This window comes from Rubneribacter badeniensis (genome assembly GCF_002899695.1).
Lineage (GTDB): Bacteria > Actinomycetota > Coriobacteriia > Coriobacteriales > Eggerthellaceae > Rubneribacter > Rubneribacter badeniensis.
Genome location: NZ_PPEL01000015.1, coordinates 18,233 through 43,093, shown reverse-complemented (window position 1 = coordinate 43,093; position 24,861 = coordinate 18,233). Strand labels below are relative to the sequence as shown.

The 24,861-nt window shown below is 64.0% G+C and carries 18 protein-coding genes; 9 read left to right on the top strand and 9 right to left on the bottom strand.

All coding sequences use genetic code 11. The features are described from left to right. Nucleotides 1-113: 113 nt before the first annotated feature. From C2L80_RS04480 to C2L80_RS04465, 4 genes are all read right to left on the bottom strand, one after another. The gene (locus C2L80_RS04480; protein WP_103262749.1) at nucleotides 114-980 is read right to left on the bottom strand and encodes an ABC transporter ATP-binding protein; all 867 of its coding nucleotides are present in this window, start codon (nucleotides 978-980) and stop codon (nucleotides 114-116) included. Next, nucleotides 977-3,004, bottom strand: a complete 2,028-nt coding sequence (locus C2L80_RS04475) for a dipeptide/oligopeptide/nickel ABC transporter permease/ATP-binding protein (RefSeq protein WP_087195519.1) — start codon at nucleotides 3,002-3,004, stop codon at nucleotides 977-979. The genes C2L80_RS04480 and C2L80_RS04475 overlap by 4 nt, the downstream gene beginning before the upstream one ends. A 4-nt stretch (nucleotides 3,005-3,008) precedes the next feature. After that, complete coding sequence (locus tag C2L80_RS04470; protein WP_087195518.1) at nucleotides 3,009-3,968, bottom strand: ABC transporter permease; 960 nt, start codon at nucleotides 3,966-3,968, stop codon at nucleotides 3,009-3,011. 171 nt (nucleotides 3,969-4,139) lie between these two features. Further along, nucleotides 4,140-5,744 (bottom strand): ABC transporter substrate-binding protein, encoded by a 1,605-nt coding sequence (locus tag C2L80_RS04465; RefSeq protein WP_103262748.1) that lies wholly within the window; start codon nucleotides 5,742-5,744, stop codon nucleotides 4,140-4,142. Nucleotides 5,745-5,925: 181 nt separating this feature from the next. On the opposite strand from C2L80_RS04465, the gene C2L80_RS04460 reads away from it, so the two are divergent. Then, a complete protein-coding gene (locus C2L80_RS04460) occupies nucleotides 5,926-6,507 on the top strand; it encodes a very short patch repair endonuclease (RefSeq protein WP_224758765.1) in 582 nt (193 codons plus the stop codon). Nucleotides 6,508-6,991: 484 nt separating this feature from the next. Next, nucleotides 6,992-10,534, top strand: coding sequence for a pyruvate:ferredoxin (flavodoxin) oxidoreductase (gene nifJ / locus C2L80_RS04455; RefSeq protein WP_087195515.1), 3,543 nt, complete (start codon nucleotides 6,992-6,994; stop codon nucleotides 10,532-10,534). A gap of 874 nt (nucleotides 10,535-11,408) precedes the next feature. On the opposite strand, the gene C2L80_RS04450 is transcribed toward nifJ, so the two are convergent. Then, on the bottom strand, nucleotides 11,409-12,863 hold the full coding sequence (locus tag C2L80_RS04450; RefSeq protein ID WP_087195514.1) for a helix-turn-helix domain-containing protein: 1,455 nt from the start codon (nucleotides 12,861-12,863) through the stop codon (nucleotides 11,409-11,411). 584 nt (nucleotides 12,864-13,447) lie between these two features. Between C2L80_RS04450 and C2L80_RS04445 the strand changes: the two genes are divergently transcribed. Beyond that, nucleotides 13,448-15,118 carry an FAD-dependent oxidoreductase gene (locus tag C2L80_RS04445; protein WP_087195513.1) on the top strand — a complete coding sequence of 557 codons (1,671 nt, stop codon included), beginning with the start codon at nucleotides 13,448-13,450 and terminating at the stop codon, nucleotides 15,116-15,118. A 177-nt stretch (nucleotides 15,119-15,295) separates the two neighbouring features. Here the strand turns inward: C2L80_RS04445 and C2L80_RS04440 are convergent, their stop codons facing one another. After that, a complete protein-coding gene (locus C2L80_RS04440; protein WP_157941011.1) occupies nucleotides 15,296-15,910 on the bottom strand; it encodes a LexA family transcriptional regulator in 615 nt (204 codons plus the stop codon). After that, entirely contained in the window at nucleotides 15,880-17,382 is a 1,503-nt protein-coding gene (locus C2L80_RS04435) for an arginine deiminase (protein WP_129589891.1), read from the bottom strand. Before C2L80_RS04435 ends, C2L80_RS04440 begins: the two co-directional genes overlap by 31 nt. Nucleotides 17,383-17,471: 89 nt before the next feature. Between C2L80_RS04435 and C2L80_RS04430 the strand changes: the two genes are divergently transcribed. From C2L80_RS04430 to argF, 3 genes are all read left to right on the top strand, one after another. After that, nucleotides 17,472-18,902 carry a YfcC family protein gene (locus C2L80_RS04430; protein ID WP_087195510.1) on the top strand — a complete coding sequence of 477 codons (1,431 nt, stop codon included), beginning with the start codon at nucleotides 17,472-17,474 and terminating at the stop codon, nucleotides 18,900-18,902. A gap of 82 nt (nucleotides 18,903-18,984) precedes the next feature. Further along, the gene (locus C2L80_RS04425) at nucleotides 18,985-20,232 is read left to right on the top strand and encodes an arginine deiminase (RefSeq protein WP_087195509.1); all 1,248 of its coding nucleotides are present in this window, start codon (nucleotides 18,985-18,987) and stop codon (nucleotides 20,230-20,232) included. A gap of 74 nt (nucleotides 20,233-20,306) precedes the next feature. After that, nucleotides 20,307-21,314: an ornithine carbamoyltransferase gene (gene argF, locus C2L80_RS04420; RefSeq protein WP_087195508.1), complete on the top strand. Its 1,008-nt coding sequence runs from the start codon at nucleotides 20,307-20,309 to the stop codon at nucleotides 21,312-21,314. Nucleotides 21,315-21,609: 295 nt separating this feature from the next. Here argF and C2L80_RS04415 read toward each other — a convergent pair whose 3' ends face one another. Then, nucleotides 21,610-21,930 (bottom strand): type II toxin-antitoxin system RelE/ParE family toxin, encoded by a 321-nt coding sequence (locus C2L80_RS04415; RefSeq protein WP_087195507.1) that lies wholly within the window; start codon nucleotides 21,928-21,930, stop codon nucleotides 21,610-21,612. Further along, a complete protein-coding gene (locus C2L80_RS04410) occupies nucleotides 21,920-22,201 on the bottom strand; it encodes a type II toxin-antitoxin system Phd/YefM family antitoxin (RefSeq protein WP_087195506.1) in 282 nt (93 codons plus the stop codon). The genes C2L80_RS04415 and C2L80_RS04410 overlap by 11 nt, the downstream gene beginning before the upstream one ends. A gap of 477 nt (nucleotides 22,202-22,678) precedes the next feature. Here C2L80_RS04410 and rplM point away from each other — a divergent pair, with 477 nt between their 5' ends. The 3 genes from rplM (at nucleotide 22,679) to C2L80_RS04395 (ending at nucleotide 24,759) form a co-directional block, all read left to right on the top strand. Further along, on the top strand, nucleotides 22,679-23,113 hold the full coding sequence (gene rplM, locus C2L80_RS04405) for a 50S ribosomal protein L13 (RefSeq protein WP_087194057.1): 435 nt from the start codon (nucleotides 22,679-22,681) through the stop codon (nucleotides 23,111-23,113). Between the two features lie 3 nt (nucleotides 23,114-23,116). Beyond that, nucleotides 23,117-23,509, top strand: coding sequence for a 30S ribosomal protein S9 (gene rpsI, locus C2L80_RS04400; RefSeq protein WP_087194058.1), 393 nt, complete (start codon nucleotides 23,117-23,119; stop codon nucleotides 23,507-23,509). A gap of 740 nt (nucleotides 23,510-24,249) precedes the next feature. Further along, on the top strand, nucleotides 24,250-24,759 hold the full coding sequence (locus C2L80_RS04395) for a winged helix-turn-helix transcriptional regulator (RefSeq protein WP_087195505.1): 510 nt from the start codon (nucleotides 24,250-24,252) through the stop codon (nucleotides 24,757-24,759). The last annotated feature ends 102 nt before the right edge of the window (nucleotides 24,760-24,861 follow it).

Here is a 24,861-nt window from a genome sequence, read left to right as displayed (position 1 = left end):
GCGTTCGTGCGGGGGGGGGGGGGTCCTCGGCTCAAAGAGAAGCCCCCGGCGCGTTGGCGGAAACCGCCAACGCGCCGGGGGCCGGTTTTGCTTCGGCCGCTTTGGTCTGGGGTCTATTTGCCGAGCTCCGGATGGAGCAGCGAGGGGGCCGCTCCCAGAAGCAGACGCGTGTAGTCGTCCTTGGGATGCTCGAACACCTCTTTGGCGGTGCCGCGCTCGACGGCCTCTCCGGCGTTCATGACGATGATCTCGTCGGAGATGTAGCGCACCGTTTGGATGTCGTGGCTGATGAACACCATCGACAGACCCAGGTTGCGCTTGAGGTCCATGAGCAGGTTCAGGATCTGCGCGCGCACGGACACGTCGAGGGCGCTCGTGGGCTCGTCGGCGATGATGGCGTCGGGCTCGAGCGATAGGGCGCGTGCGATGGCGACGCGCTGGCGCTGGCCGCCGGACATCTGGCCCGGCAGCGCGTCGAGCACCGATTCCGGCAGACCTACCATCTCGATGAGGTCGTGGACGCGCTTCTCGCGCGAGGCCTTGTCGCCCACCTTGTGCACGAGCATCGGATCCATCAGCTGGTCGTGCACCGTCATGCGCGCGTTGAGCGCCGTGGCGGGATCCTGGAACACCACCGAGATCACGCGCCCGATGAGACGGCGCTGCGCGGCCGAGCGCTTCGTCACGTCCTCGCCCTTGAAGTACACCTTGCCAGCCGTGGGCTGCTGCAAGCCGCACATCACGTTGGCCGTGGTGGACTTGCCGCAGCCGGACTCGCCCACGATGCCGAGCGTTTGCCCGGGCATGAGCTTGAGCGTGAGCCCGCGTACGGCTTGCACCTTGTTCGGGTGCAGAAGGGAACCGGTGCGCGTCTTGAACGTCACGCGGACGTCGTCGAGGAAGATGATGGGCGTCTGCTCGCCCACCGCGCCCACGGCAGGCGCCGCGGTTGCAGCCGCAATCGTTTCAAGCTCGCTCATAGCAGCACACCTCCTGGAACGTACGGCTTGATGCCGAGGCGCTTGAGCTCGCTGTCAGGCAGCTCGGCGTAGTAATGGTCGGTGTCCTCCACGCGCTTGAGCACGGGGCGCAGCTGCGACACCTTGTCGGGGTGGCTCGAACGCGGCGTGAAGCGGTCGCCGGCGGGGAAGTCCTTCGGGCTGGGGACGCTGCCGGGCACCTGGTGCAAGCGGTCGCCACCGGCCTCGATGGACAGCACCGAGCCGAGGAGGCCGCGCGTGTACTCGTGCACCGGGTGACACAGGATGTCCTTGACAGGGCCCTGTTCCACCACCTGGCCGGCGTACATGACCGTGATGGAGTTCGCTACCTCGGCCACGAGCGCCAGGTCGTGGCTCACGAACACCATCGCGAAGCCCAGCTCCTTCTGCAGACGGTTCAAAAGCTCGATGACCTGCTTCTGCACGGTCACGTCGAGGGCCGTGGTGGGCTCGTCGGCGATGACCACCTTCGGGTCGCGCGTGAGCGCCATGGCGATGAGCACGCGCTGGCGCTGGCCGCCGGAAAGCTCGTGCGGGTAAGAGTCGAGCGTGCGCTTCGGGTCGAGGCCCACCAGCTCCAAAAGCTCCTCGGCGCTGCGGGTGCCGCCGCGCTTGGTGAGCTGCTTCATCTGCGATTTGATGAGCATCGAGGGGTTGAGCGACGACAGCGCGTCCTGGTAGATCATCGCGATCTCGCGGCCGCGCAGGGCGTTCATCTCCTTCTGGCTCATGTCGAGCAGGTTCTGCCCGTCGTAGAGCACTTCGCCGGAGATCTGCGCCTTCGGGTCGAGCAGGCCCATGATGGTGAGCGAGGTGATGGACTTGCCGCAGCCGGACTCGCCCACAAGCCCCATGGTCTGGCGCGGGCGCACGACGAAGCTCACATGGTCGACCACGTTCACGTCGCCATGGCGCGGGAACTTGATGCACAGATCCCTGACTTCGAGGATGGGGGGCACGTCGGTGCGCGCCTCGAAGCGGTCGGTGCGCGTCTTCTCGACGGCTTGCAGCTCGGCGAGGCGACGCTTGAGCGATTCGGCTTGGGCCTTGTAGGCCAGCGTCGGGTCGGCCACGAGGCGGTCGGCCTCGCGCTCGCCCGTCACGGCGTCGTCAGCCGCGGCGATGGGGGCCTTGGGTGCGGCGGCCATCGCGTCGGTCATGCCCTCGGAGAGGATGTTGAGGCACAGAACCGTGATCATGATGGCAAGGCCCGGGAACAGCGCCTGCCACCACTGGCCGGACAGCACGCCCGCGCGCGCGTCAGCGAGAATGTTGCCCCAGGTGGGATCGGGCTCGGGGATGCCGGCCGAGATGAAGGACAGCGAGGCCTCGAACACGATGGCGTCGGCCACGAGCACGATGGTGTACACGAGCACGGGCGCGATGCAGTTGCGCACGACGTGCTTCCAGAGTATCCACGGGGCGCGCGCGCCGGACACGACGACCGCGCGCACGTAGTCTTGACCGTACTCGCTCACGACGTTCGCGCGCACGACGCGGGCGATCTGCGGGATGTACAGAAAGCCGATGGCGAAGATGAGCGAGGGCAGCGAGTTGCCGAACACCACCACGAACACGGCGGCCAGCGCGATGCCGGGGAACGACATGATGACGTCCATGCAGCGCATGATGATCTCGGACACCCACTTGCGCGACACGGCGGCGATCGATCCCAAGATGGAGCCGGCGACGAGGGCCCACGCGGTGGCGCACAGGCCGATGGTGAGCGAGTAGCGCGCGCCGTAGATCATGCGCGACAGCACGTCGCGGCCTTTGTTGTCCGTGCCGAACAGGAACTGCCCGTCGGGCGCTTGGCGCGCGGTGAAGATCTCGTAGGGGCTGTGGGGCGACACGAGCGGGGCGAACACAGCCGCCAGCACGAACGCCACTAGCACCACGAGCGAGATGCGGGCGCCGATGCTCATCGCCTTCCAGCGGCGGAAGCGCACGCGTCCGGCGTTCGCCTCCATTTTGTTGGCGAGGTTGCCACGTAGCTGCACCATGGGTCTACACCGTCCTAATCCGCGGGTCGATGAGGATGTAGAGCATGTCCACGACGACGTTGATCACGATGAACGTCAAAGCCACCGTGAGCGTGACGCCTTGGACGAGCGTGGGGTAGTTGTTCTGCACGCCTTGGACGATGGTCATGCCCATGCCGGGCAGGTTGAAGATGACCTCGATGACCACAGCGCCGCCGATGAGATAGCCGATGCGCAGGCCCAGCACCGTGACCGGCGTGATGAGCGCGTTGCGCAGCACGTTGCGCGCGATGACGATGCTGCGCGGGATGCCCGCGCCGATGGCCGTGCGCACGTAGTCTTTGTCGAGCTCCTCCACCATGGAGGTGCGGATAACGCGGGTGAGCTGGCCCGCCACGGGCACGCCCAAGGCGAACGAGGGAAGCGCCATGCGGGCGAAGTAGCCGGCAGGATCCTTGGAGATGTCGGGAAGCGCGCCTGCAGCCGGCAGCATGTTGTTGAGCGTCACCGTGAACAGCAAGATCAACAGCACGGCCAGCCAGAAAGACGGCGTGGCGATGCAGGCGATGGAGAACACGCGGATGATCTGGTCGGGCCACTTGTCGCGGTACACAGCGGATACCACGCCGAGGATGGTGGCGAGCACGACGGCGATCACCAGGCCGAAAAACGTCAGCTGCAGAGTGATCGGCAGTGCCTGGGCGATCTTGTCGCCGACGGACGCCTCGTTCGCACCGTAGGTGCCCAAGTCTCCTTGGAACAAGCCCACCATGAAGTTCCCGTACTGCACGATCCACGGATCGTTCAGCCCGTGACTTTCGCGGTACGCGTTGAGGGCTTCCTGCGACGCTCCCTCGCCCAACGCCGAGTATGCCGGATCGATGGGGGAGAACGACATGAGGAAGAAGACGAGGATGGTGACGCCGAACACCATGATGGGCAAGGCGATCAGTCGGTTGCCGATCAAGCGGAGAAGGTTGTTCACCACGTCCTCCTTTCGCGCGTTCGTGGGCTCCGACCCTTGCGCGGAACCCGCCTGCCTCGCGGGCTTTCGGCCCGTCTTGCTAAGAAACGGCCCGCACCGCAGCGAAGCGATACGGGCCGTTTTCGATTATAGCGCAGAACATGCGTCCTGTGCTCGGGTATTGCGCAGCGACTATGCGGTGGCTGCGGCGTCGAGCAGGTTCAGGCCGGTCGTGCTGATGGGCTTGAAGCCCGTGACCATGGACTCGTAGTAGGCCGTGGTCATCTGGCGGTGGAACAGCGGGTACAGCGGCACCTGCTCGGCGATGATGTCGAAGCACCGGTTCCACAGCTCCTGCTGCTCGCTGCCGGTGGTTTCGACGGCCTGGCTCATGAGCTCGTGCAGCTGCTCGTACTCCGCAGAACCCTTCCAACTCGAGCGCTTCTGAGTCCAGCTGTTATCGCCGTACCACCAGTTCATCAACAGGTCGGGGTCGTTGCCGAACACGGTGGGGTCGCCCGGCGCCAGCACCACGTCGAAGGGCTGCACCTCTTCGTCGGTGTCGCAGCGGTTCGAGTACAGCGCGGCAGACGCCTGCTCCTGGATGGTGACGTTGATGCCCACCTTGCCCAGATCCTCCTTGATGGAGGGCGACAGGTCCTTGATCCAAGAGGCGTCCGTGGTGTCGAGCGTGCAGTCGATGGTGGTCACGCCGGCCTCTTCCAGCAAGCGCTTGGCCATGTCGGCGTTCTGCTCGTAGACCGTCGATGCCTCGTGGAAGTTCGCGTGATCCTCGGGCAGGAAGCTCTTCACCGGGGCGGCCAGGCCGCTCATGGCGTTGCTGATGAGCTTGTTCACGTCGATGGCGTAGAAGAACGCCTGACGCACGCGCGCGTCGTCGAAGGGGGCCTTCTTCGTGTTGAACATGAGGAAGGGCAGGTTGAAGCCCTGCACCGACTCGACCGCGGCGCCGGCACCGGTCAGCTGGTCGGCCACGGTGGCGGGGACGTTCTCCATGACGGCGACGGTGGCCGACTGCATGGCCGTCGTGCGGGCCGTGTCGTCCTTGATGATGTCCCAGTGCATGGTGTCGGCCTTGGCCGGCTTGGAGCCGGTGTAGTGCTCGTTGGGCACGAACTCGATGGCGGACTCGCTGATGGACTGGTACATCCACGGACCGGAGCCGACGGGCTGCTTCGTGAGGTCGGCGTCGGTGGCCGACTCGGGAACCACCTTGATGAGCGCGAGGCGCTCCTTCACGAGCGAGAACGGGTGCGCAAGCTTGAAGGTGACCGTCGTGTCGTCCTTGGCCTCGACGCTGTCGATGAAGTCGAGCATCGACAGGTACAGCGCGCCCTCGGCGCCCACCGTGCGCTCGTAGGAGGCCACCACGTCGGATGCCTTCACGTCGGTGCCGTCGGAGAACTTCGCGCCGTCGCGCAGCGTCACCTCGTACTCGGTCTCGGACACCTCGACCGGGTCGCCCGCGGCCAGTGCCGCGTAGGGCTTGTAGGTGGCCATGTCGAGCTCGTAGAGGCCCTCCACCACGTGCCAGTTCGCGCCAACCGCCAGCGCCGAGGAGTTGTTCGGCGGCAGGTAGTTGTTCGTCTCGTAGGCCACGGCCGCCGTCAGCGTGCCGCCCTGGGCCACCGTGCCGTTATCGGTCGTCGTGGTGGAGCCGGTGTCGCCGCCACCGCCGCCGCACCCGGCGAGGGTGAGGCCCGCCGCGGCCGCCGCAACAGCGCTGCCCGCCAAAAACGTGCGACGAGACAAAGTTGCCTTGATGGGCTGTTCCATAGGTTTCCCTCCGTTCTGGATATCGGGGCGTGGGCCCCGAGCGTACGTGCGTGCCTAGGGCACGCGCACAACAGCGCCCCCATTATCTCGGAAAACCTTCAGAAAATAAAGGACTTGTAAAGCGTTTTTATCAGCGATCTTCCCGCTTGTAAAAGATTGATCTGGGGAGATGCGTGGTATCATGCTGCGAATGACCGTTTGTCAACATATCGATCATGCGGCTTTTGCGGCTGCCGACTGCCGCGATTCCTCTTTGAGCTGCTCGCTTGCCGCGCTTGAGTGCGCTCTTGCCGCTCGCCCCGCGTTGCCTGCCGCTCGCCGCATCGAGCCTCCTCCGGCCACCAACGAGCATGTGCGCAAGTCGATGAAGGGCAACAAGCGCGCCAACACCAAGCCGGAGCTTCTCGTGCGCGCGCGGTTGCGTGCGGCGGGGCTTGGGGGCTACCGTCTGCAGTGGAAGGTGCCGGGCCGTCCCGACGTGGCGTGGCCGGGCAAGAAAACGGCCCTGTTCATCAACGGATGTTTCTGGCACCGGTGCCCGCGCTGCAAGCCGCGCATGCCGAAGAGCAACGTGGAATACTGGGTGGTGAAGTTCCAACGCAACGTCGAGCGCGACGAGCGCAGCGTGGCCGAGCTCGAGGCCCTGGGGTGGAAGGTCCACGTCATCTGGGAGTGTCAGCTGAAGAAGAAGGAGATCGACGCCACGTTCGCCGAACTGCTCCCCGTGTTGGCCGAGGAGCTGGGCAAGGAGCTGCGGGTGTAGGATGCGGCCCTGGTTCGTGCGGGCTTCCCGTGCGTCCCGGCGAGTTTTCTGGCGTCCATGGTGCGTGTTTCGTAGCGCGTGCCGGGGGAGGGGGCTGACGACGGGTTCGCCGCCGCTTTTCGCGCGGTGTTCTTCTTTGGGGGTCGGTCGATGCATGCGGATGCGGCGGGCGCATCGCGGGTTGCGGCTCTCCTCTTTCGCACGCAAGCGGCTTCTTCTCCGTCAAGCCGGGATTGGTGCAGGCTGGGGTGGCTCGTCGAGTCACCGGGCAAAGCCCTATACGCGGGTTGGGCTTGCGGGGCCGCAACGCTCTCCACGCCCCCGTCACATTTCGGGGCCGCTTGCCGACGAACGGCGACCGCGGCGAACCACCCGCCGTCGTGCGCCGCGCCGTGCGAATGCGCGCTGGTATCATAAGGTTCGATGCGTGCTCGCGCGCGAGCTTCCGACGGGGCAGGTTCCCCCCTTCAAAGGAGAGGAAGATATGACGAGAGAATTCAAATCGATGGACGGCAACAACGCCGCAGCCTACGTCTCCTATGCGTTCACCGAGGTGGCGGGCATCTACCCCATCACCCCCTCGAGCCCCATGGCCGACCTTGTCGATCAGTGGTCGGCGGCCGGCAAGAAGAACATCTTCGGCACCACGGTGAAGGTGTGCGAGATGCAGTCCGAGGGGGGCGCTGCGGGCGCGGTGCACGGCTCTTTGGCCGCCGGCGCGCTGACCACCACGTACACGGCCTCGCAGGGCCTGCTTCTCATGATTCCCAACATGTACAAGATCGCCGCCGAGATGCTGCCGTGCGTGCTGCACGTGAGCGCCCGCACGGTCGCCACGCAGGCGCTGTCCATCTTCGGCGACCATTCCGACGTCATGGCGTGCAGGCAGACCGGTTTCGCCATGCTCGCCGAGACGAACGTGCAGGAGGTCATGGACCTCTCCGCGGTGGCGCATCTTTCCGCCATCAAGGGCCGCATCCCCTTCATCAACTTCTTCGACGGCTTCCGCACCTCCCACGAGGTGCAGAAGATCGCCGTGTGGGACTACGACGATTTGGCCGAGATGTGCGACATGGACGCGGTGCGTGCCTTCCGCGAGCACGCGCTCAACCCCGAGCGGCCGGCCATGCGCGGTAGCCACGAGAACGGCGACATCTTCTTCCAGCATCGCGAGGCGTGCAACGGCGTCTACGATGCGCTGCCCGCCGTCGTCGAGGACTACATGGCCCAGGTGAACGCGAAGCTGGGCACGAACTACCAGCTGTTCAACTACTACGGCGCACCCGACGCCGACCGCGTGATCGTGGCGATGGGCTCGTTCTGCGACGTGGTGGAGGAGGTCGTGGACTACCTGAACGCGCACGGGGAGAAGGTGGGCCTCGTGAAGGTGCGCCTGTACCGCCCGTTCGTGTCGGCGAGGTTCGCAGAGGCGCTGCCCGCGACGGCGAAGAAGGTGGCCGTCATGGACCGCACGAAGGAGCCGGGCGCGCTCGGCGAGCCGTTGTACATGGACGTGGTGAACGCGCTTGCGCACGAGGGCCGCGAGGACGTCGTCGTGACGGGCGGCCGCTACGGCCTCTCTTCGAAGGACACCCCGCCCTCGTCGGTGTTCGCCATCTTCACCGAGCTTGCGAAGGACGAGCCACGCCGCGAGTTCACCGTGGGCATCGTGGACGACGTGACGAATCTGTCGCTTCCCGAGGATCCGAACTGCCCCAACACGGCGGCCGAGGGCACCATCGAGTGCAAGTTCTGGGGCCTCGGCGGCGACGGCACGGTGGGCGCGAACAAGAACTCCATCAAGATCATCGGCGACCACACCGACAAGTACGTGCAGGCCTACTTCCAGTACGACTCGAAGAAGACCGGCGGCGTGACCATCAGCCACCTGCGCTTCGGCGACGCGCCCATCCGCAGCACCTACTATGTGAACAAGGCTGACTTCGTGGCCTGCCACAACCCGTCCTACGTCACCAAGGGCTTCCGCATGGTGAACGATGTGAAGCCGGGCGGCACGTTCATGATCAACTGCCAGTGGACGCCCGAGGAGCTTGAGCACCACCTGAACGCCGAGGCGAAGCGCTACATCGCCGAGAACGACATCAAGCTCTACACCATCAACGCCATCGACCTCGCCCGCGAGATCGGCATGGGCAAGCGCACGAACACCATCCTGCAGTCCGCCTTCTTCACGCTGGCGAACGTCATGCCGCAGGCCGAGGCCATCCAGTACATGAAGGATGCGGCCACGAAGTCCTACCTGAAGAAGGGTCAGGACGTCGTGGACATGAACCACCGCGCCATCGATGCGGGCGCCACGGCGTTCAAGCAGGTGGAGGTGCCGGCCGCGTGGGCGAACGCCACGGACGACGCGCCGGAGCCCGAGCTTGCGGGACGCCCCGAGCTCGTGAAGATGGTCCGCGAGATCATGGAGCCGGTGGGCCGCATGGACGGCGACCGCCTGCCCGTGTCCGCGTTCGTCGCGCACGTCGACGGCCAGTTCGAGCAGGGTGCGGCCGCCTACGAGAAGCGCGGCGTGGCCGTGAGCGTGCCCGCATGGGACGCCGCCACCTGCATCCAGTGCAACCAGTGCGCCTTCGCGTGTCCGCACGCCACCATCCGTCCCTTCGCCCTCACGGACGAGGAGGCTGCCGCCGCCCCCGCCGCCATCAAGCTCGCGCCCGCCAAGGGCAAGGCTGCGGCCGGCCTGCAGTACACGCTGGCCATCTCTCCGCTCGACTGCATGGGCTGCGGCGTGTGCGTGAACGTGTGCCCGTCCGACTCGCTGGCCATGGTTCCCACCGAGAGCCAGCTGGCCGAGCAGGACGTGTTCGACTACTGCGTGGACAGCGTGGCGCCGAAGCCGGAGCTGGAGGACGCCTCGGTCAAGGGCAGCCAGTTCAAGCAGCCGCTGCTGGAGTTCTCCGGCGCCTGCGCGGGCTGCGCCGAGACGGCTTACGCGAAGCTGGTCACGCAGCTCTTCGGCGACCGCATGTACATCACGAACGCCACCGGCTGCTCGTCCATCTGGGGCGGTCCGGCCGCCACGTCGCCGTACACGGTGAACAAGGAGGGCCACGGCCCGGCGTGGTCGAACTCGCTGTTCGAGGACAACGCCGAGCACGGTCTGGGCATGCTGCTCGGCCACGAGGCGGTGCGCAACCGTCTGGTGGGCAAGCTTGAGGAGATGGCCGCCAGCGACAAGACGCCCGAGGCCACGAAGGAGCTCATCGCGGCGTTCCTGGACACGCGCGACGACGGCGAGGCGAATGCCGCGGCCGCCAAGGCGCTCATCCCGGCGCTCGAGGCCGCAGCCGCCGACGGCTGCCCTGCGGCGCCCGAGATCTTGGCCGACAAGGATTACCTGGCCAAGAAGTCCGTCTGGATCTTCGGCGGCGACGGCTGGGCCTACGACATCGGCTACGGCGGCCTTGACCACGTCCTGGCGTCCGGCGAGGATGTGAACGTGTTCGTGTTCGACACCGAGGTGTACTCCAACACCGGTGGTCAGGCGTCGAAAGCTTCCAACATCGGCCAGGTGGCCCAGTTCGCGGCTTCGGGCAAGGACATCACGAAGAAGAGCCTCACCGAGATCGCCATGGCCTACGGCTACGTGTACGTGGCGCAGGTGGCCATGGGCGCCAAGCCGGCGCAGACCATCAAGGCCATCGCCGAGGCCGAGGCGTATCCGGGGCCGTCGCTTATCATTGGCTACTCGCCGTGCGAGATGCACTCCATCAAGGGCGGCATGGCGAACTGCCAGGACGAGATGAAGAAGGCCGTGGAGTGCGGGTACTGGAACCTGTTCCGCTACAACCCGGCGGCTCCCGCGGGCAAGAAGTTCACGCTCGATTCCAAGGAGCCGGCGGGTGGCTACCAGGAGTTCCTCATGAACGAGGCGCGCTACAGCCGCTTGACGCGCGAGTTTCCCGAGCGCGCCGCCGAGCTGTTTGAGCGCAACGAGAAAGCCGCCATGGATCGCTACGAGCACTTGGTGAAGCTCAAGGAGCTGTACGCGGATGCGTAACGCTGCGGCGCAGCTGCGCGAGTAGTTGACTGCGTTTTTGCGGGCCCCGGCAGTGCCGGGGCCCGTTGTTTTTTGCGAGCGAGGAGGCGCGGGGCGCGGGACGGGCGGTTCTTGGAGGTGGGGTAGGCGGGCCAGATGAGATGGGCGGATCGAGTGGGTCGGGCGAGGCGGGTTGGTCGGGCGGGCCTAATGAGTTGCGCACGTCGGGCGGGTCGGCGTGCGCGTGCGCGAAATCGGCCTGAAAATGGCCACGAAACCGCGTTCTGGCACGCAAAGCGGCGCTTTTCGTCTGTTTCCGGAGCGCTGGAGCTTCCTCGCTCAGAGAAACCCCAGGTCGCTGATCGTCTGTCGAAGAGCGCACAGGCAACATCGTGCCAGAATGCGGTTTCGTGGCCAAAAACGAGCGATTCTGCGACACGGCCAGAGCCGAACGCAAAACTGCGAACGCGATGCGCGAGGGCGGGGGCGTGGGAACAGAGGTGCAAGGGCGGGAGCGGGAAGAAGGAAGAAGGGCGGGCAAGGGGTGAAAGTGTGACAAAAGGACGGGGATATTGTCACGTTTCATTCGCAACCCCCCCCCGCTTCCTCCTGTCGCCTTCTCGCAGGGTGTTTCACGTGAAACATCTGGTTTCGAGGGCTGATGGAGAGGGTGTCTCGCCGAGCTACCGGATGGGAGCGCTGTTTCGTGGTCGGGCGTGCTATGGGGTCGAAGCGGGCGGTCTTTCGATTATCGCCTCTCCGAGGGAGGCTTGTGCCCCTCTCGAGAAGGGTTCGCTCGTCCTGCTCGGACGTGAATGTTCGCGCGGCATGCGCTCCTTCGCGCTCGTTCGGTTCCGATGAGCCGTCTGCGTATCGCACGGAAGGCGCCGCCGCATCATTCCCAGCCGGGCTTGCCCACGCCTCCCTGCTCGATGGTGTCGAGCAGCCCCTGCCGGTCGAACACGCCCACTTTGCGATAGATGCTGCTCACGTGGTGTTTCGCCGTACCTTGGGCTATGGAGAGCTTGTCGCAGATGGCGCGCACGGTGCGTCCGCGCGCCAGCAGCACAAGCACCTCGGCTTCGCGGTTCGTGAGACGGCACATCTGCGCGATGCGGTCGCATTTCTCTTCGAGGCTCGCATCGATCGGTTCGGCGCGCGGCGTGGCGTAAAGCTTCTGCACGTCGCTTTGCGTGAGAAACAGCATGCCCACCAGCACGAGCGCCAGCACGCCGACGAGAAGCGCCGCGGAGCGCGTCTCGTCCGACCACAGCGCCGAATTCAGCAGCCCGTCCGCGCCGATGGAGCCGACGAGCGTTCCCGTGCGTGCGCAAAGGATGACCAGCCCGAACGACAGCGCCACGGGAATGCGCCCTCGAAAGGCCACGTCGGTGGACACGAGCATCATGAGCATGTCGAGGCAGTACACCCCCATGATGACGAGCCCTGCGCCCAAAAAGCGGTACGGCTCGGGCAGCAGCAACAGCAGGATGAGGCCCGCCGCCATGGCGGGGATGACAGGGCGGTACAGCGCAAGGGGCTCGGCTTCGGAGGGCGCCACCGCCATCGACAGGGTGATCGCGGCAAGGGCGAGCCCGGCGAACAACATCGTCTTGAACATGAAGGTTGCGTCGTTGCCGGCGAACGTGTTCACCATGCCCTGCGAAAGGCCGTACACCGTGCTGATGGCCAGAATGCAGCAAAGGATGCGTCCTGCGGGGACGGTGCGCACGTCGAGCGGCAGCACCGAAGGCTCGCGTCGGGGCTCCCGCTTGCAGGCCGCCAAGACCGCTGCCGACACGACGGGCAGCGTCGCCGTGAACGCCGCGGCTGCCGCGCTGGGCAACGCGCATGCGATGAAGAACAGCACGAACGCGAACGTGTACGACACGTAGAGATGCCGTCCCACGCGGCCGGTGGCCAGCGCGCTCCACAGCTCGCCCCACATGATGAGCAGAAGCGCGTTGCCTACGGACACGGCGATCGCGGCGGCCAGGAAGCAGACGAACCCCGACGCTCCCGAGCATACCGAGAGCGACGCCGGCAGCAGCGCGGTGCCCGCGGCGGTCAGCCCTCCGGCCAGCGCGAAGCATGAGCGGCGTGCGAGGAACGGCGAGAATTGTCGCGACAGCGCCACCACGCCCACGTAGCCTGCGGTGGTCAGCACGAGCACCCACAGCGTCGTGTTCCCAGCGGCAGGATAGTGCCCGACGGTGGGCAGCACGACGCCCGTGCACATGCTGATCATCCACCATGCCTGCCAAAATCCCAAGCCGAGCAGCCGCCAGCCGGAGAACCCGGCGCGGCCCTTGCCGTCTTCGCGTTGCGCTTGTCCTGGGGAGTCGCCCATTCCCTCGCGCTGTTCCCGCCCCGAGGACCTCCCGGCTCCCTCGCGTTGCGTCCGTCCCATGAACTGCCCCCACCCTCGCGTCCCGTGTCGCTTTGACGAGAACCTAGCAAATCGGTCGGTCGGATGCAAGCGCGCAAAAAGCCGAGTGGTATGGGCCACAGTGGCCCATATGCCGCTGTTCTGCGGAAATGGGCCGCTTTGTTCGATGACTGAATCGCTTTGCTTGTGCAGCATGGATGGCGAAGGAAGGAGGCCGTCCGCTCGCCGTTTGCTCGCTGTCCGTGGCTTGCCGTCTCGCCCGTCGCGCCGAATGCGGTTCGGCGCGACGGGTTGCCGCAGGGCGGTTCGTTTGGGCGCAGTGCGGCGTGCGTGCCAGCTGCCGTTTGCGATGGCGCGACCCGTTCGCGCTTTGGCGCACGCGGCGACGGCGTCATGCTTGCGGCCCGTGCCATCGCGCTCGCAGCTCGCGGCTCGGCGCCCGCCGCCCGCCGCCGCTCGCCGCCTGCCGCCGCGCGTCGACAGCCGCCTTCCCGACATTGCGGGCGGGGCTGAGGGGCCCCGCGATCGAACGAAAGGGGTTTCTCATGACGAAAAGCTTGAAGGGCGGGTTGTCCCGTCGCGCGTTCCTCGGGCTGGGCGCCACCGCCGCCGTCGCCGCTGGCGCTGGTTTGGCCGGCTGCGCTCCTGCGACGAGCGCGGACAGCGGCGCGAAGACATCGGGCGAGGATGCGTCCGGCACCGCATCGGGCGAGGCCCGCTACGCGTGGGAGGTCGCGCCTGAGCCCATCACCGATATCGCCAGCACGGTGGACACCGACATCCTCGTCATCGGCGCGGGCCTGGCCGGCTGCGCATGCGCCGCGGCGGCGGCCGAGAAGGGCGGCAAGGTGACCGTCGTCGAGAAGACGTCCAGCTGGAACGGCCGCGGCGGCGGCTTCGGCGCCATCAACTCGCACTACATGGACGAGCTGGGCATCAAGGTGGACAAGGTGAACGCCAAGCAGCACTGGATCGCCCAGTGCGCCAGCCGCGCGAACGAGGATCTCATCACGAAGTTCTTCAACAACTCCGAGGAGGCGTCGAACTGGCTGCTGGCGAAGGCCGAGGCCGTGGGCGGCACCGCGATGGTGGGCGCGTTCTACAGCCACGACGACGTGTACGCCGAGCAGCCTGGATACCACATGCTCACGATTCCCGAGGAGGCGGGCCTCACCTCGACGGGGTTCGCCGGCGCCGAACTGTGCTATAACGATGCCGTGAAGGACGGAGCTGAATTCGTGTTCGATTCTCCCGCCGTGCAGCTGGTGAAGGAGGGCGCGAGAGTCGTCGGCTGCATCTGCGAGACGGGCGACGGCTACGTGCAGTACAACGCGAGCAAGGGCGTCGTGCTGTGCACGGGCGACATCGGCGGCGATGCCGAGATGGTGAAGGCGTACGCTCCCATCTGCGCCGAGTACGGCCAGCCCCGCAGCCAGTACACGCCTGTGGGCGTGAACACGGGCGACGGCCACAAGATGGGCATGTGGGCCGGCGCGCAGCTGCAGGATCTGCCGCTGCCCACGATGATGCACCCGCAGGCGTTCTGCTGGTTCCATGGCCCGTTTTTGTTCGTCAACGACAACGGCGAGCGTTTCATGTGCGAGGACACCTGGGTGCAGGGCAAGTCGCTGGCCATCAACCGCCAGCCGAACGGCGAGGCGTGGTCCATCTTCGACGCGAACTGGCAGACCGACCTCGTGAACGGCCTGCCCTACGGCGGCGGCATGTTCTGGGATTCGTTCCGTCCCTACGGCAGCGACTTGGAGCTGGCGCCCCAGTACTTCGAGACGCAGATCCCCGCCTACATCGAGGCTGGAAACGCGTACCAGGCCGACACGCTCGACGAGCTGGCCGAGAAGATCGGCTGCGACGCGGACACCTTCAAGGCCACGGTCGAGCGCTACAACGGCATGTGCGAGGCGGGCGAGGACACCGACTACTACAAAAAGCCCGTGTTCCTGACCCCGGTGAAGGAGGGGCCGTTCTACGCGCTGAAGGTCGGTCCGGCCCTGCTGGCCATTCCCGGCGGCTTGAGCACGAACGTCGACTTTCAGTGCCTTGACGCCGAGGGTCAGCCCATCGAGGGCCTGTACGCGCTCGGCAACGTGATGGGCGACATCTGCGCCGTGGACTATCCCATCAACGTGGCCGGCAACAGCCACGGCCGCTGCATCACCTACGGGTATCTTCTGGGGCACGAGCTGGCCGAGGCGTAAGTTCTTCGCGTTTCGCCCTGCGCAGCTGGCCGTTCCTTTTGCCGGCATGTTCCTTTGCGCTCTGAGCCCTGCGCCCCCTCCCTCCCGGCGCAGGGCTTTTCGCGTTTTGCGCGCCTTTCTGCGGGCGCAGGGAAGGGCCTCGTTTGTCGGCAGGCGACGGCAATGTATCCCGTCGTGTCAGGCTCGCACATCGTGACTTGCCTGGAACCACACCACGACGCCGATGATGCGCACGCGCCGCTTATCGAGCATGAGGTCGGGCGAGGGGGCGTCGTGCGACCATGATGAGAGCACGACGGTGTCGTTGCCGGTCAGGTAGCGGCGTATGACGATGGCCGCATTGTCCACGAGCGCAACGGCCGTGCAGCTGTTGTAAGGCTTGAGCCTTTGGTCCACCAGAAGCAGAGAGCCGACGGGGTAGAGCCGAGTCATCTCCCGATAATCCATGCGCACAAACACGCTTGCCGGATGTCGTTTTGCCACGTCGGGGGGAGCGAAGGCGTGGCTTGCGAGGCGCAGCGTGGTGCCGTTGCCCGAGCGCTCGATCTTGTATACGGGGTAGCGCAGCGCTTGGAACGCGTTTGGCAGGTTCGACGCGTGCTCGAAATCGGGCTCGTCTGCGGTCGGCGATTTGAATTCGGGGGCATCCCCCACGATATCGCCGACAGGGACGTTCAGGGCTTCAGCCAGCTTCTCAAGGTGCGCTCCGCGTATGAACGACTGGCCGTTTTCCCAGCGAGACACCGTCTTCTTCGTCACGCCTACTCTTTTCGCGAAGTCTGTTTGGGACATGTGCTCGCGCATTCTGAGGGCTCGGATGTTCTCTCCGATGTCCATGGCGGCATCCCTTGGACATCTTCGCGCCACAGCGGCAGGCACAGGCTGCTGGGCCCGCCGAACCCGACGGTCATTTCCTGCACGGATACCGGATGCAGCGTCATTCCCGCTTTATCGAGAAGATCGTTCGCCACGACGTTCTCTTCGCTGACGCAGAGGTTTCCGGGGGAGAGGCACAGCATGCCGGTGGCTCCGTTGCCGTATTCAAATTCCATGCGGCTTTCCGCGCTGCTTCCGAAGTCCATAAGCCGAACCGGGCCGATGGACAGGGCCTTTCTGAAGATGTCCTTCAAGCTTCCGGATAGCTCGTCGATGCGGACGTTACCTTTGCGACGTCCTGCGCGAACCCTGAGCACCGAGGGATTGCGCGCTATGGCGGGGTCGATGACGAACGTGTCGTAATCGATTCTCGACACGTACGTGTCAAGGTGCAGCCGGTTTCCCATCTGGGGCACGAAAAAGACGTAGATATCGGCGATGTCCGATTCGCCGCGCCCCCACAGCAGTTGACGGCAGAGCACGTCGATGGCGGCTCCCTCCGTGCGGCTGGACAATCCCACCGCCACCGAGTGGGCGTTGAGGTTCACGATGTCGCCGCCTTCGAGGTGAAACGAGCAGCGATGATCGAACCAACGTTGCGTTGCGGCGAAGTCGGGATGATGGCGGGCGACGGCTTCGAGGAGATCTACTTCGCGGTTTCGATCATGCCAGTACATGTGGTTGAGGGTGATTCCCTCGCCGATGACGCTCAACGGGTCGCGCACGAAGAAAGCCGTGTTGAGCGGGCTTGCGAGGAAGGTTTCCGGATCGAATGCGTTTCCCGAGAGCGCGGCCAAGGGGAATCGGTCGGCATTGACCACGTCGGTGTCGCCATACCGAATGCCTTCGAACAAGCGCTCGACCAGCTGCGTGCTGGTGCTTGAGCTTTCCAGGTAGCACCTCGCGGCCTCTGTCAGTTCGATTCCCTCGATGCGGCTGTCGGCGAGGTAGGCATCGATAAGCGCCTTCTTTGCCTCGGGGGATGCCTCGAGGGTTTCGGCTAAAAGATCGGTTGCTTCGATCACCTCGACGTTGTGCGCGGCAAGAACCTTCGTCAGCCGATCATGCTCCGTCTGCGCCTTTTCCAGATCGAAATCCGTGCAGGAGGGGCGCAGGGGGAATGCTTGGAGGAAGTCGCCGTGAGGGTAGCGCTGAGTCTCGTGACCGGGTCGATGCACGAGGGCGCGTTTGAGCGCTCCTACTTCGTTGCTCACGTGCGTTTTGCCCATGGATGCCCCTCCTTTCCCTTTCGTTTGCGAGCAGGGTAGAGCAGTCGGCTCTTCCTGGAAAGGCGCGTATGCGAAAAGGGACGTTTCGTGTCCCTTCCGTTTCCGGAACTGACGGCAAATGTCACCTTCCGCTCCGCTGGGTGCGAGCTCTCGATCCACAGAACGGGTGACGGGGCCGGCGTTCCGCGAAGGTTGGGATGATGCGCATGCGGATCCAAGAAGCAGCCCGATCAGAAAGGAGTGAAGCGATGCAGGGAAAGACTAAAGGCAAGTTTCAAGTTCCGCACACCTATACGATCATCTTCGTGCTGATGATCATCGTTGCGGTGATGACGTGGATCATTCCTTCGGGAGCGTTCGAGACGACGGAGGTGGACGGTCGCGAGGTCACCGTTGCGGGCACGTATCAGGAGGTCGACAAGGTGTCCGTCGACGCCGAGACTGGCGAGGAGACGGATTTGCGTCAAGGGCCCGACGCCGTTCTGGAGGCTCCAATCGAGGGCATCCAGGCAGCTGCCGAGGTGGTGGCGTTCGTGTTCATCGTCGGCGGGGCGTTTCAGATCATCGCCGCCACGGGGGCCATCGACGCCGGCATGAGGCGTGTGGTCAAGCGGTTCAAAAGCAAGGACATTCTCGTTATTCCCATTGCGATGCTGCTGTTCGCTCTGGGAGGCTCCACGTTCGGCATGGCAGAGGAGACGCTGCCGTTCTTCGCCATCTTCGTGCCCATTATGATCGCGATGGGGTTTGACTCGCTCACCGCGTTCATGGTGGTGTTCATCGGCGCCAAGGCCGGATATGTCGCTTCAACGGTCAACCCGTTCAGCGTGCTTATCGCGCAGGGCGTGGTTGGCATCACGGGCAATCCGCAGCTGTGGCTGCGCGCGATCATGTTCGTCGTGATCGTGGGGTTGTCCATCGGCTGGGTCATGCTGTATGCCCGCAAGGTGCGCAAAAATCCCGAAGCCTCGCTCACGTACCGCGATGACAAAGCGAAGCGTGCGGAGATGGGGCCTGTCGACGACGAGACGCCGTTCACGGCCGCGCAGAAATGGATCCTCGTCGTGTTCCTGCTCGGCATGGCCCTCATCGTGTGGGGCCTGATCACCCAAGGGTGGTACATGGGAGAGCTCTCTGCGGTGTTCTTGGCCATGGGGCTGATCTCCGGCGTCATCGCGCGCTTCTCTCAGCAGAAGATCGCTTTGGAGTTCGTCGCCGGTTTGAAGGACTTCGCGTTTTCGGCCATCGTCATCGGTTTGGCCCGCGGGGTGCTGGTCATCGCCGACAACGGCATGATCATCGACACCATCTTAAACGGGCTCGCCACCGGTTTGGAGGGTGTGGCCCCGGCTGTGTACACGACCATTCTGTACGCCGTGGAGAACGTGCTGACCATCCTCGTGCCCAGCTCGTCGAGCTTGGCGGCGCTCACGATGCCCATTTTCGGGCCTCTGACCGAGCTCATGGGGCTCAATCCGGAAGGCGCGGTGACCGCCCTGTGCTTGGCCGAGCCGATGATGACCATCATCTGCCCCACCAGCGCCATTCTGGTCGCTGGGCTTGCGGTGTGCAAGATCAGCTTGGAGCAGTGGTGGAAGACCTGTTGGAAGTTCTGGCTTGTGCTGAGCGGGGTGTGCATCGGCTTCACGGCGATTTCGGCGATGCTGCCCGTGGCATGAGGCGCGCGCAGAGCCTTCTGCGCGTGGCAAGCGCTTACGCGCAATTCTCAATCTTGATATCGAATCGTAAGGAGGAGAAAGTATGGCTAAGAAGCCCGTTCACGTTACCAGCGAGATCGGCGCGCTGAAGAGGGTGGTTCTTCACAGGCCCGGTTATGAGCTTTCGAACGTGAAGGTCGAGGAGTTTGAAACATGCTGGATTCACGATGCGTTTTATCTGGAGTGCGCGCAGCGGGAGCATGACGCGTTCGCGCAGATCTTGCGCGATGAAGGTGCCGAAGTGCTTTACATGGAGGAGCTGTTGGCCGAGGCCATGGAGCAGAATCCTCGGGCTCGCGAGGCGTTTTTGAGCGAATACATGGACCAGGCGCCCATACCCGACCCATGGCTCGTGCCGCTTGTGCGCGAAAGGCTGGAGTCTCTTTCCGACAATCGCGAGTTCGTGGCGAAGGCGCTTTCCGGCATGCGCTTGAGGGAGTTGGACTTGGCTGCGGGTCCGCGCACCTTGTCGCGATTGGCCGGAGAGGGCTTGGCCCCGGACGATCTTGTCGTGCCCCCTTTGCCTTCCTCGTACTTCTCACGCGATCCCATCGCCTCGATCGGAACCGGCGTGGCGTTGCATCGCATGTACTACGCCCAGCGCAACCGCGAGGTTCTATTCTACAAAACGTTTCTGACGTATCACGAGGACTATGCGGGAACGCCGTTTTGGTACGACACCGCGAGCGCGGCGCATATCGAGGGCGGGGACGTGCTGAATATCAACGAGTCCACGTTGGCGGTGGGCATCTCCGAGCGCACGGAGCCCGCTGCCGTCGATCAGCTGGCTTGCAACCTGTTCTGGGGCGCGCAGCCGTCTGCCGTCGAGACGGTGTATGCGATCAAGATCCCCTACGGTTACGAGACGATGCACCTGGACACGGTGTGCACGCAAATCGACTATGACAAGTTCACGGTGTATCCGGGCATGTACGACGACTTGCGCGCCTATCGCCTTCGCAAGGGCGATGAGCACGGCGAAGTGGCGGTGGAGGAGCTGGCCGGATCGCTCAAGGAGATACTCCAGATGGCCACGGGCGTCGACGACATCATGCTCATCGAATGCGGAGGCGGCGACCCGGTTGAGGCGTCGCGCGAGCAGTGGAACGACGGCTCGAACACGCTCGCCATCGCTCCGGGCAAGGTGTGCGTCTACGAGCGCAACGTCGTGACGAACGAGGCGCTTCGCAAGGCGGGAATCGAGCTGTGCGTGGCTCCCTCCGAAGAGCTGTCCCGCGGTCGCGGCGGCCCGCGCTGCATGAGCATGCCGTTCGAGCGCGCCGATCTTTAGCCCCTTCGGCCGTCAACCGCATTGCGTTTTGCCTGTGTGCTTTCGTTTCGCATACGTTTGAAAGGAGATGTGCCATGCCTATGAACCTTTCGGGGAAAAGCCTCCTCACCTTGCTGGATTTCAGTGCCGAGGAGATCGGCTATCTGCTCGATCTTGCGGCCAGCTTCAAGACCATGAAATACGCCGGTGTGCCGCACCGCTATCTCGAGGGCAAGAACATCGTTCTGCTGTTCGAGAAGACGTCCACCCGCACCCGCTGCGCGTTCGAGGTCGGCGCCATGGACCTCGGCATGGGCGTGACCTACCTCGACCCCGGCAGCTCCCAGATGGGCAAGAAGGAGTCCATCGAGGACACGGCGCGCGTGCTCGGCCGCATGTACGACGGCATCGAGTATCGCGGCTTCGAGCAGTCCGTGGTGGAGGAGTTGGCGGCCAACGCCGGCGTGCCGGTGTGGAACGGGCTGACCGCGCAGTTCCATCCCACGCAGGCTTTGGCCGATATCCTGACCATGCGCGAAGAGTTCGGCCAAGACCTCAAAGGCCGCAAGATGGCGTTTTTCGGCCAGGTGGGCAACACCGCGTCTTCGCTCTTGGTCATCTGCGCGAAGCTGGGCATCGACTTCGTTCAGGTGGGGCCGCAAAGCGATGCGCCCGGCAACCGCACGTACAGCCCGGATCTTTGGCGCGTGTGCCAACAGCTGGCGGCGGAGAGCGGCGCGACGCTTTCCGTCACCGACAGCGTTGACGAGGGCGTGCGGGGCGTCGATGCCGTCTACACCGATGTGTGGGTCGGCTTGGGCCAATCGGCCGATCTATGGAAGGACCGCATCGCTCTTCTGGAGCCGTATCGCGTGACGGAGTCTGTCATGGCTCGAGCGAATGCCGATGCCATCTTCATGCATTGCCTGCCGTCGTTCCACGATACGAACACCACGATAGGCGCGGACATCGCCAAGCAGTTCGGCGTGCGGGAGATGGAGGTGGAAGACGCGGTTTTCGAATCGAAGCGCTCACGCGTGTTCCAAGAGGCCGAAAACCGCATGCACACCATCAAGGCGGTGATGTACGCAACGCTGCGGTAAGAGCCGTTCGTCGACGGAGGAGAGGGCTGCGGGCCGCGTCACCGTATCTGCGGCTCTGCGAAGTTTTGCGGGCGCAAGAAGGCTTTGGGTCTTCTTGCGCCCCCTTTCGCGCCGGTGTCTTTCGCTGATCCTGCTGAAGCGTCTTGCGTGCCCCGGATATCTTTGCGGGCCTACCCAGCTACCCAGCGTGTGCAGAGTGAATCACGATTCGGGCGAGAAGCGGGGGGGGGGTCTGCGTTTGCCGTGTCCCTGGATTGCATCTCGAACAAGGGTCGGGGCATCCGTTTGCCGGCAGCTAATTTCCGAAATGGATGCGGCTGAAATCTGCCTTCGAGTGCAGGATGCGTTCGACGTGCACGATACCTTCGCTCTCGTCGATCCAATAGAAAGCGGCGTACTTGCCGACAACGAGTTTCCGGCGCAATGATTCGGTGAATCCGTACGGTTTTTCGGGATTGCGTGCAGGCATGATGGAGAGATCTTCGTTCAGCCGTTCCATCACATCGTGCATCCGCTCCTTTGCTTTATCGACCGAGAAAACGAATTGAACTTCGTAAAACGTGGCTTCTTTCAAATCGAGGAGCGCGCCATGCTCGAATTCGACTTCATAGTGCATGCTTCAACTCCTCGTCGACCAGACGATCAAGTTCGTTTTTCGCTTCCTCGAGGGTGTACGTTTTAGGGTGCTTCTTGTTGTGCTCGACGGCTTCGTCGATCGCCAATCCCACGTACCTGTCGTAGTCGAATGCGGCTGCGTCCATGACCACGAGCGACGCGCGGCCGTTCTTCGTGAGGTAGATGGGCTTGCCGGTTTCCTTGGCGAGTGCCTCAATGCTGTTGTAGTCGCGACGGATGTCGGTGGAGGAGCGGATGATGGGTGCGGACATGGCGATCTCCTTTTCGCGTATGCTGAGAATAAGCATAGTATACTATGCTTATAAGTAGATTAAAAGGTGCTTTAGCGCTATGGCTGGCATGGGGGGGGGTGCGCGGGCTCCATCTGAGTGGTTCAGGTTCGGATGGTCGGCAGTCCAGGCCCAGTGACCTCAAGTCCGGATCCTTTATGCAGATCGCGCGCAATCGTGCGCAACGTCGAGGAATCCCGTTGACTTCGCGGCGGCGCGCTGTTTATACTGCAAAGGTTCGCTTTCAAAGCCCCGTGCATGCAGCGAGAAGCGGAAGCGCCAGCGAGGGAGTCCAGGCCCGAAGCAGCGTGTCGGCGTAGGAACCCGGCATCCGATCGACCTGCGCTTTTGAAACCGATCATCCGCCGTGCCGCGGCGATTCGGGCTTCTCCGAATCACCCAGCGCAGCGGGAATCCCGCCCCGCACGGCGGGGCAGGACAGGATTTTGGAGGAATACAGTGAAGACGTATTACGCGAAGCCCAACGAAGTTGAGCGCGAATGGGTCTTGATCGACGCCACCGACCAGGTGCTCGGCCGCGTCGCCGCCAAGGCCGCGCAAATCCTCAAGGGCAAGCACAAGCCGCAGTACACGCCGCACGTGGACACCGGCGATTTCGTGATCGTCATCAACGCGGACAAGATCCGCGTGACGGGCGCGAAGGCCGCCGCGAAGACCTACTATCGCCACAGCGGGTTCCCCGGCGGGCTGAAGTCCGAGACCTTCGAGCAGGCCATGGCGAAGCATCCCGAGCGCGTCATCGAGCACGCCGTCAAGGGCATGCTGCCGAAGAACACGCTGGGTCGCGCCATGGGCAAGAAGCTCAAGGTGTACGCGGGTGCCGAGCATCCGCATATGGCTCAGCAGCCCCGCGAGATCAAGATGGAGGGTTAACCCATGGCAGGTGAAGCTTTGTACTACGGCACCGGCCGTCGCAAGAACGCGGTCGCCCGCGTGCGCCTCGTTCCCGGCACCGGCAAGGTCACGATCAACGGCCGCGAGGCTCAGCAGTACTTCGGTCGCGAGGCGCTGGTGAACTACGCGCTGACGCCGTTCAAGGTGACGGACACCATCGGCCACTTCGACGTGATCGCCCGCATCAACGGCGGCGGCATTTCGGGACAGGCCGGCGCGCTGCGTCACGGCATCTCCCGCGCCCTGCTGGAGGCTGGCGACTACCGCGCCGAGCTCAAGAAGGCCGGCTACCTCACGCGCGACGCTCGTATGGTGGAGCGCAAGAAGTACGGCCTGAAGAAGGCCCGCAAGCGCCCGCAGTTCTCGAAGCGCTAGGATCGCGTTTGCGAACAGCATGCTTTCCGGAAGCGCCCGCCTCGTTGGAGGCGGGCGCTTTTTCGTGCGCTTGGGGATTTGGAGCTGGAAGGATGGTTGTCATTCGCGCGCCGTCTGTCCTGTTCGGAGAGGGGCAGTCTTCCGTGCGCTGTGCCGGAAGCTCGCTTTGGCACTGTGCGCGTGCGTGCGGCCTGCGCCGGCTGGCCGGCTCGATCGGGGTGCCCCCGCGCTCGTCCGAGGTTCCGTTGGCGGCAAGCGTATCGACGATTCGCGAACACGCGCTTGAGACACTTGTTTTCGGAGCCGGCTCGAGCAAGCGAAAGGAAGCGCGAAGGTCGAGGGTGTCCGCCGCCCTCTTTTCCCTTGCAACGCTTCCTGTCAGCGATACTGGTGTTGCGATAGCGACGAAAGCGCGATGGTGGTTACTTTCAAGTGCGTTCTTGCGTGTTCCGGTTCGCCTATAGATACTACGGAGAAGATTGTGAATAGGTGATTCCCTCAATCGCGAAAAGGCGGGGTTTGATCGGGGGCGTAAGCGGGAGGGCTGCGGACATCGGAAAGCGTGATGGGGCGACAACCGACGCTGGTCAACACCCCATGCTGCGTCATCCCCTTCGACTACTTATCGAACGCGATGCAATTGTTTTACCGATGAAGTTGTTGACGGGGGGGGGGGGTGCATTTTTCTTATAATTGCCTGGACTATCCGTCGAATCGCTCGCTGAGGAAGAGGGCTGTGAATGCTCGAGAACATGGATGATTTGACCTCGTGCTCCCTTTCGTACGTCGCTTCGATACTGGGAGGAAAATGGAAGCCTTTTATAGTGTGGTATTTGAGCATGACTCCCGACAAAAGGGCGCGTTATAGCGAGTTGAGGAAGAGTATCCCCTACAACATATCCCATAAGATGTTCAGCCAGCATCTGAGCGAGTTGGAGCGGGAGGGGATCATCGAGCGCATCGTCGTCGAGGCCAAGCCTCTTCATGTCGACTACTTGCTTACGAAAAAAGGTATCAGCTTCGCAAACGTTCTGTATTTCATTCGCGATTGGGGCGCTGTGTACGGTGGGTTTTCAGAGGAGACGCTGCTCCGGACGAAGGGAACGATGGGGGATGGGGTGGTTGTGTACGGAAGCCTGAGCGGCGATGGTTCCCGACGCGATGTGGGCGAGCGCATCATCTGGGAGTTCGATCCTTCGAATTTCTCTGCTGGCGACGAAGAGCATGGAGGGGGAGACCGGGAAAGGTAACGGCTCCTTTAATCGTCCGATCGCCGAACGTGTTGAACCTGCCATTGAGGATGCGGTTGGCCGGCCTGTCTTGGCATGGGCAAGCGCGCGGAGGTCTTACCT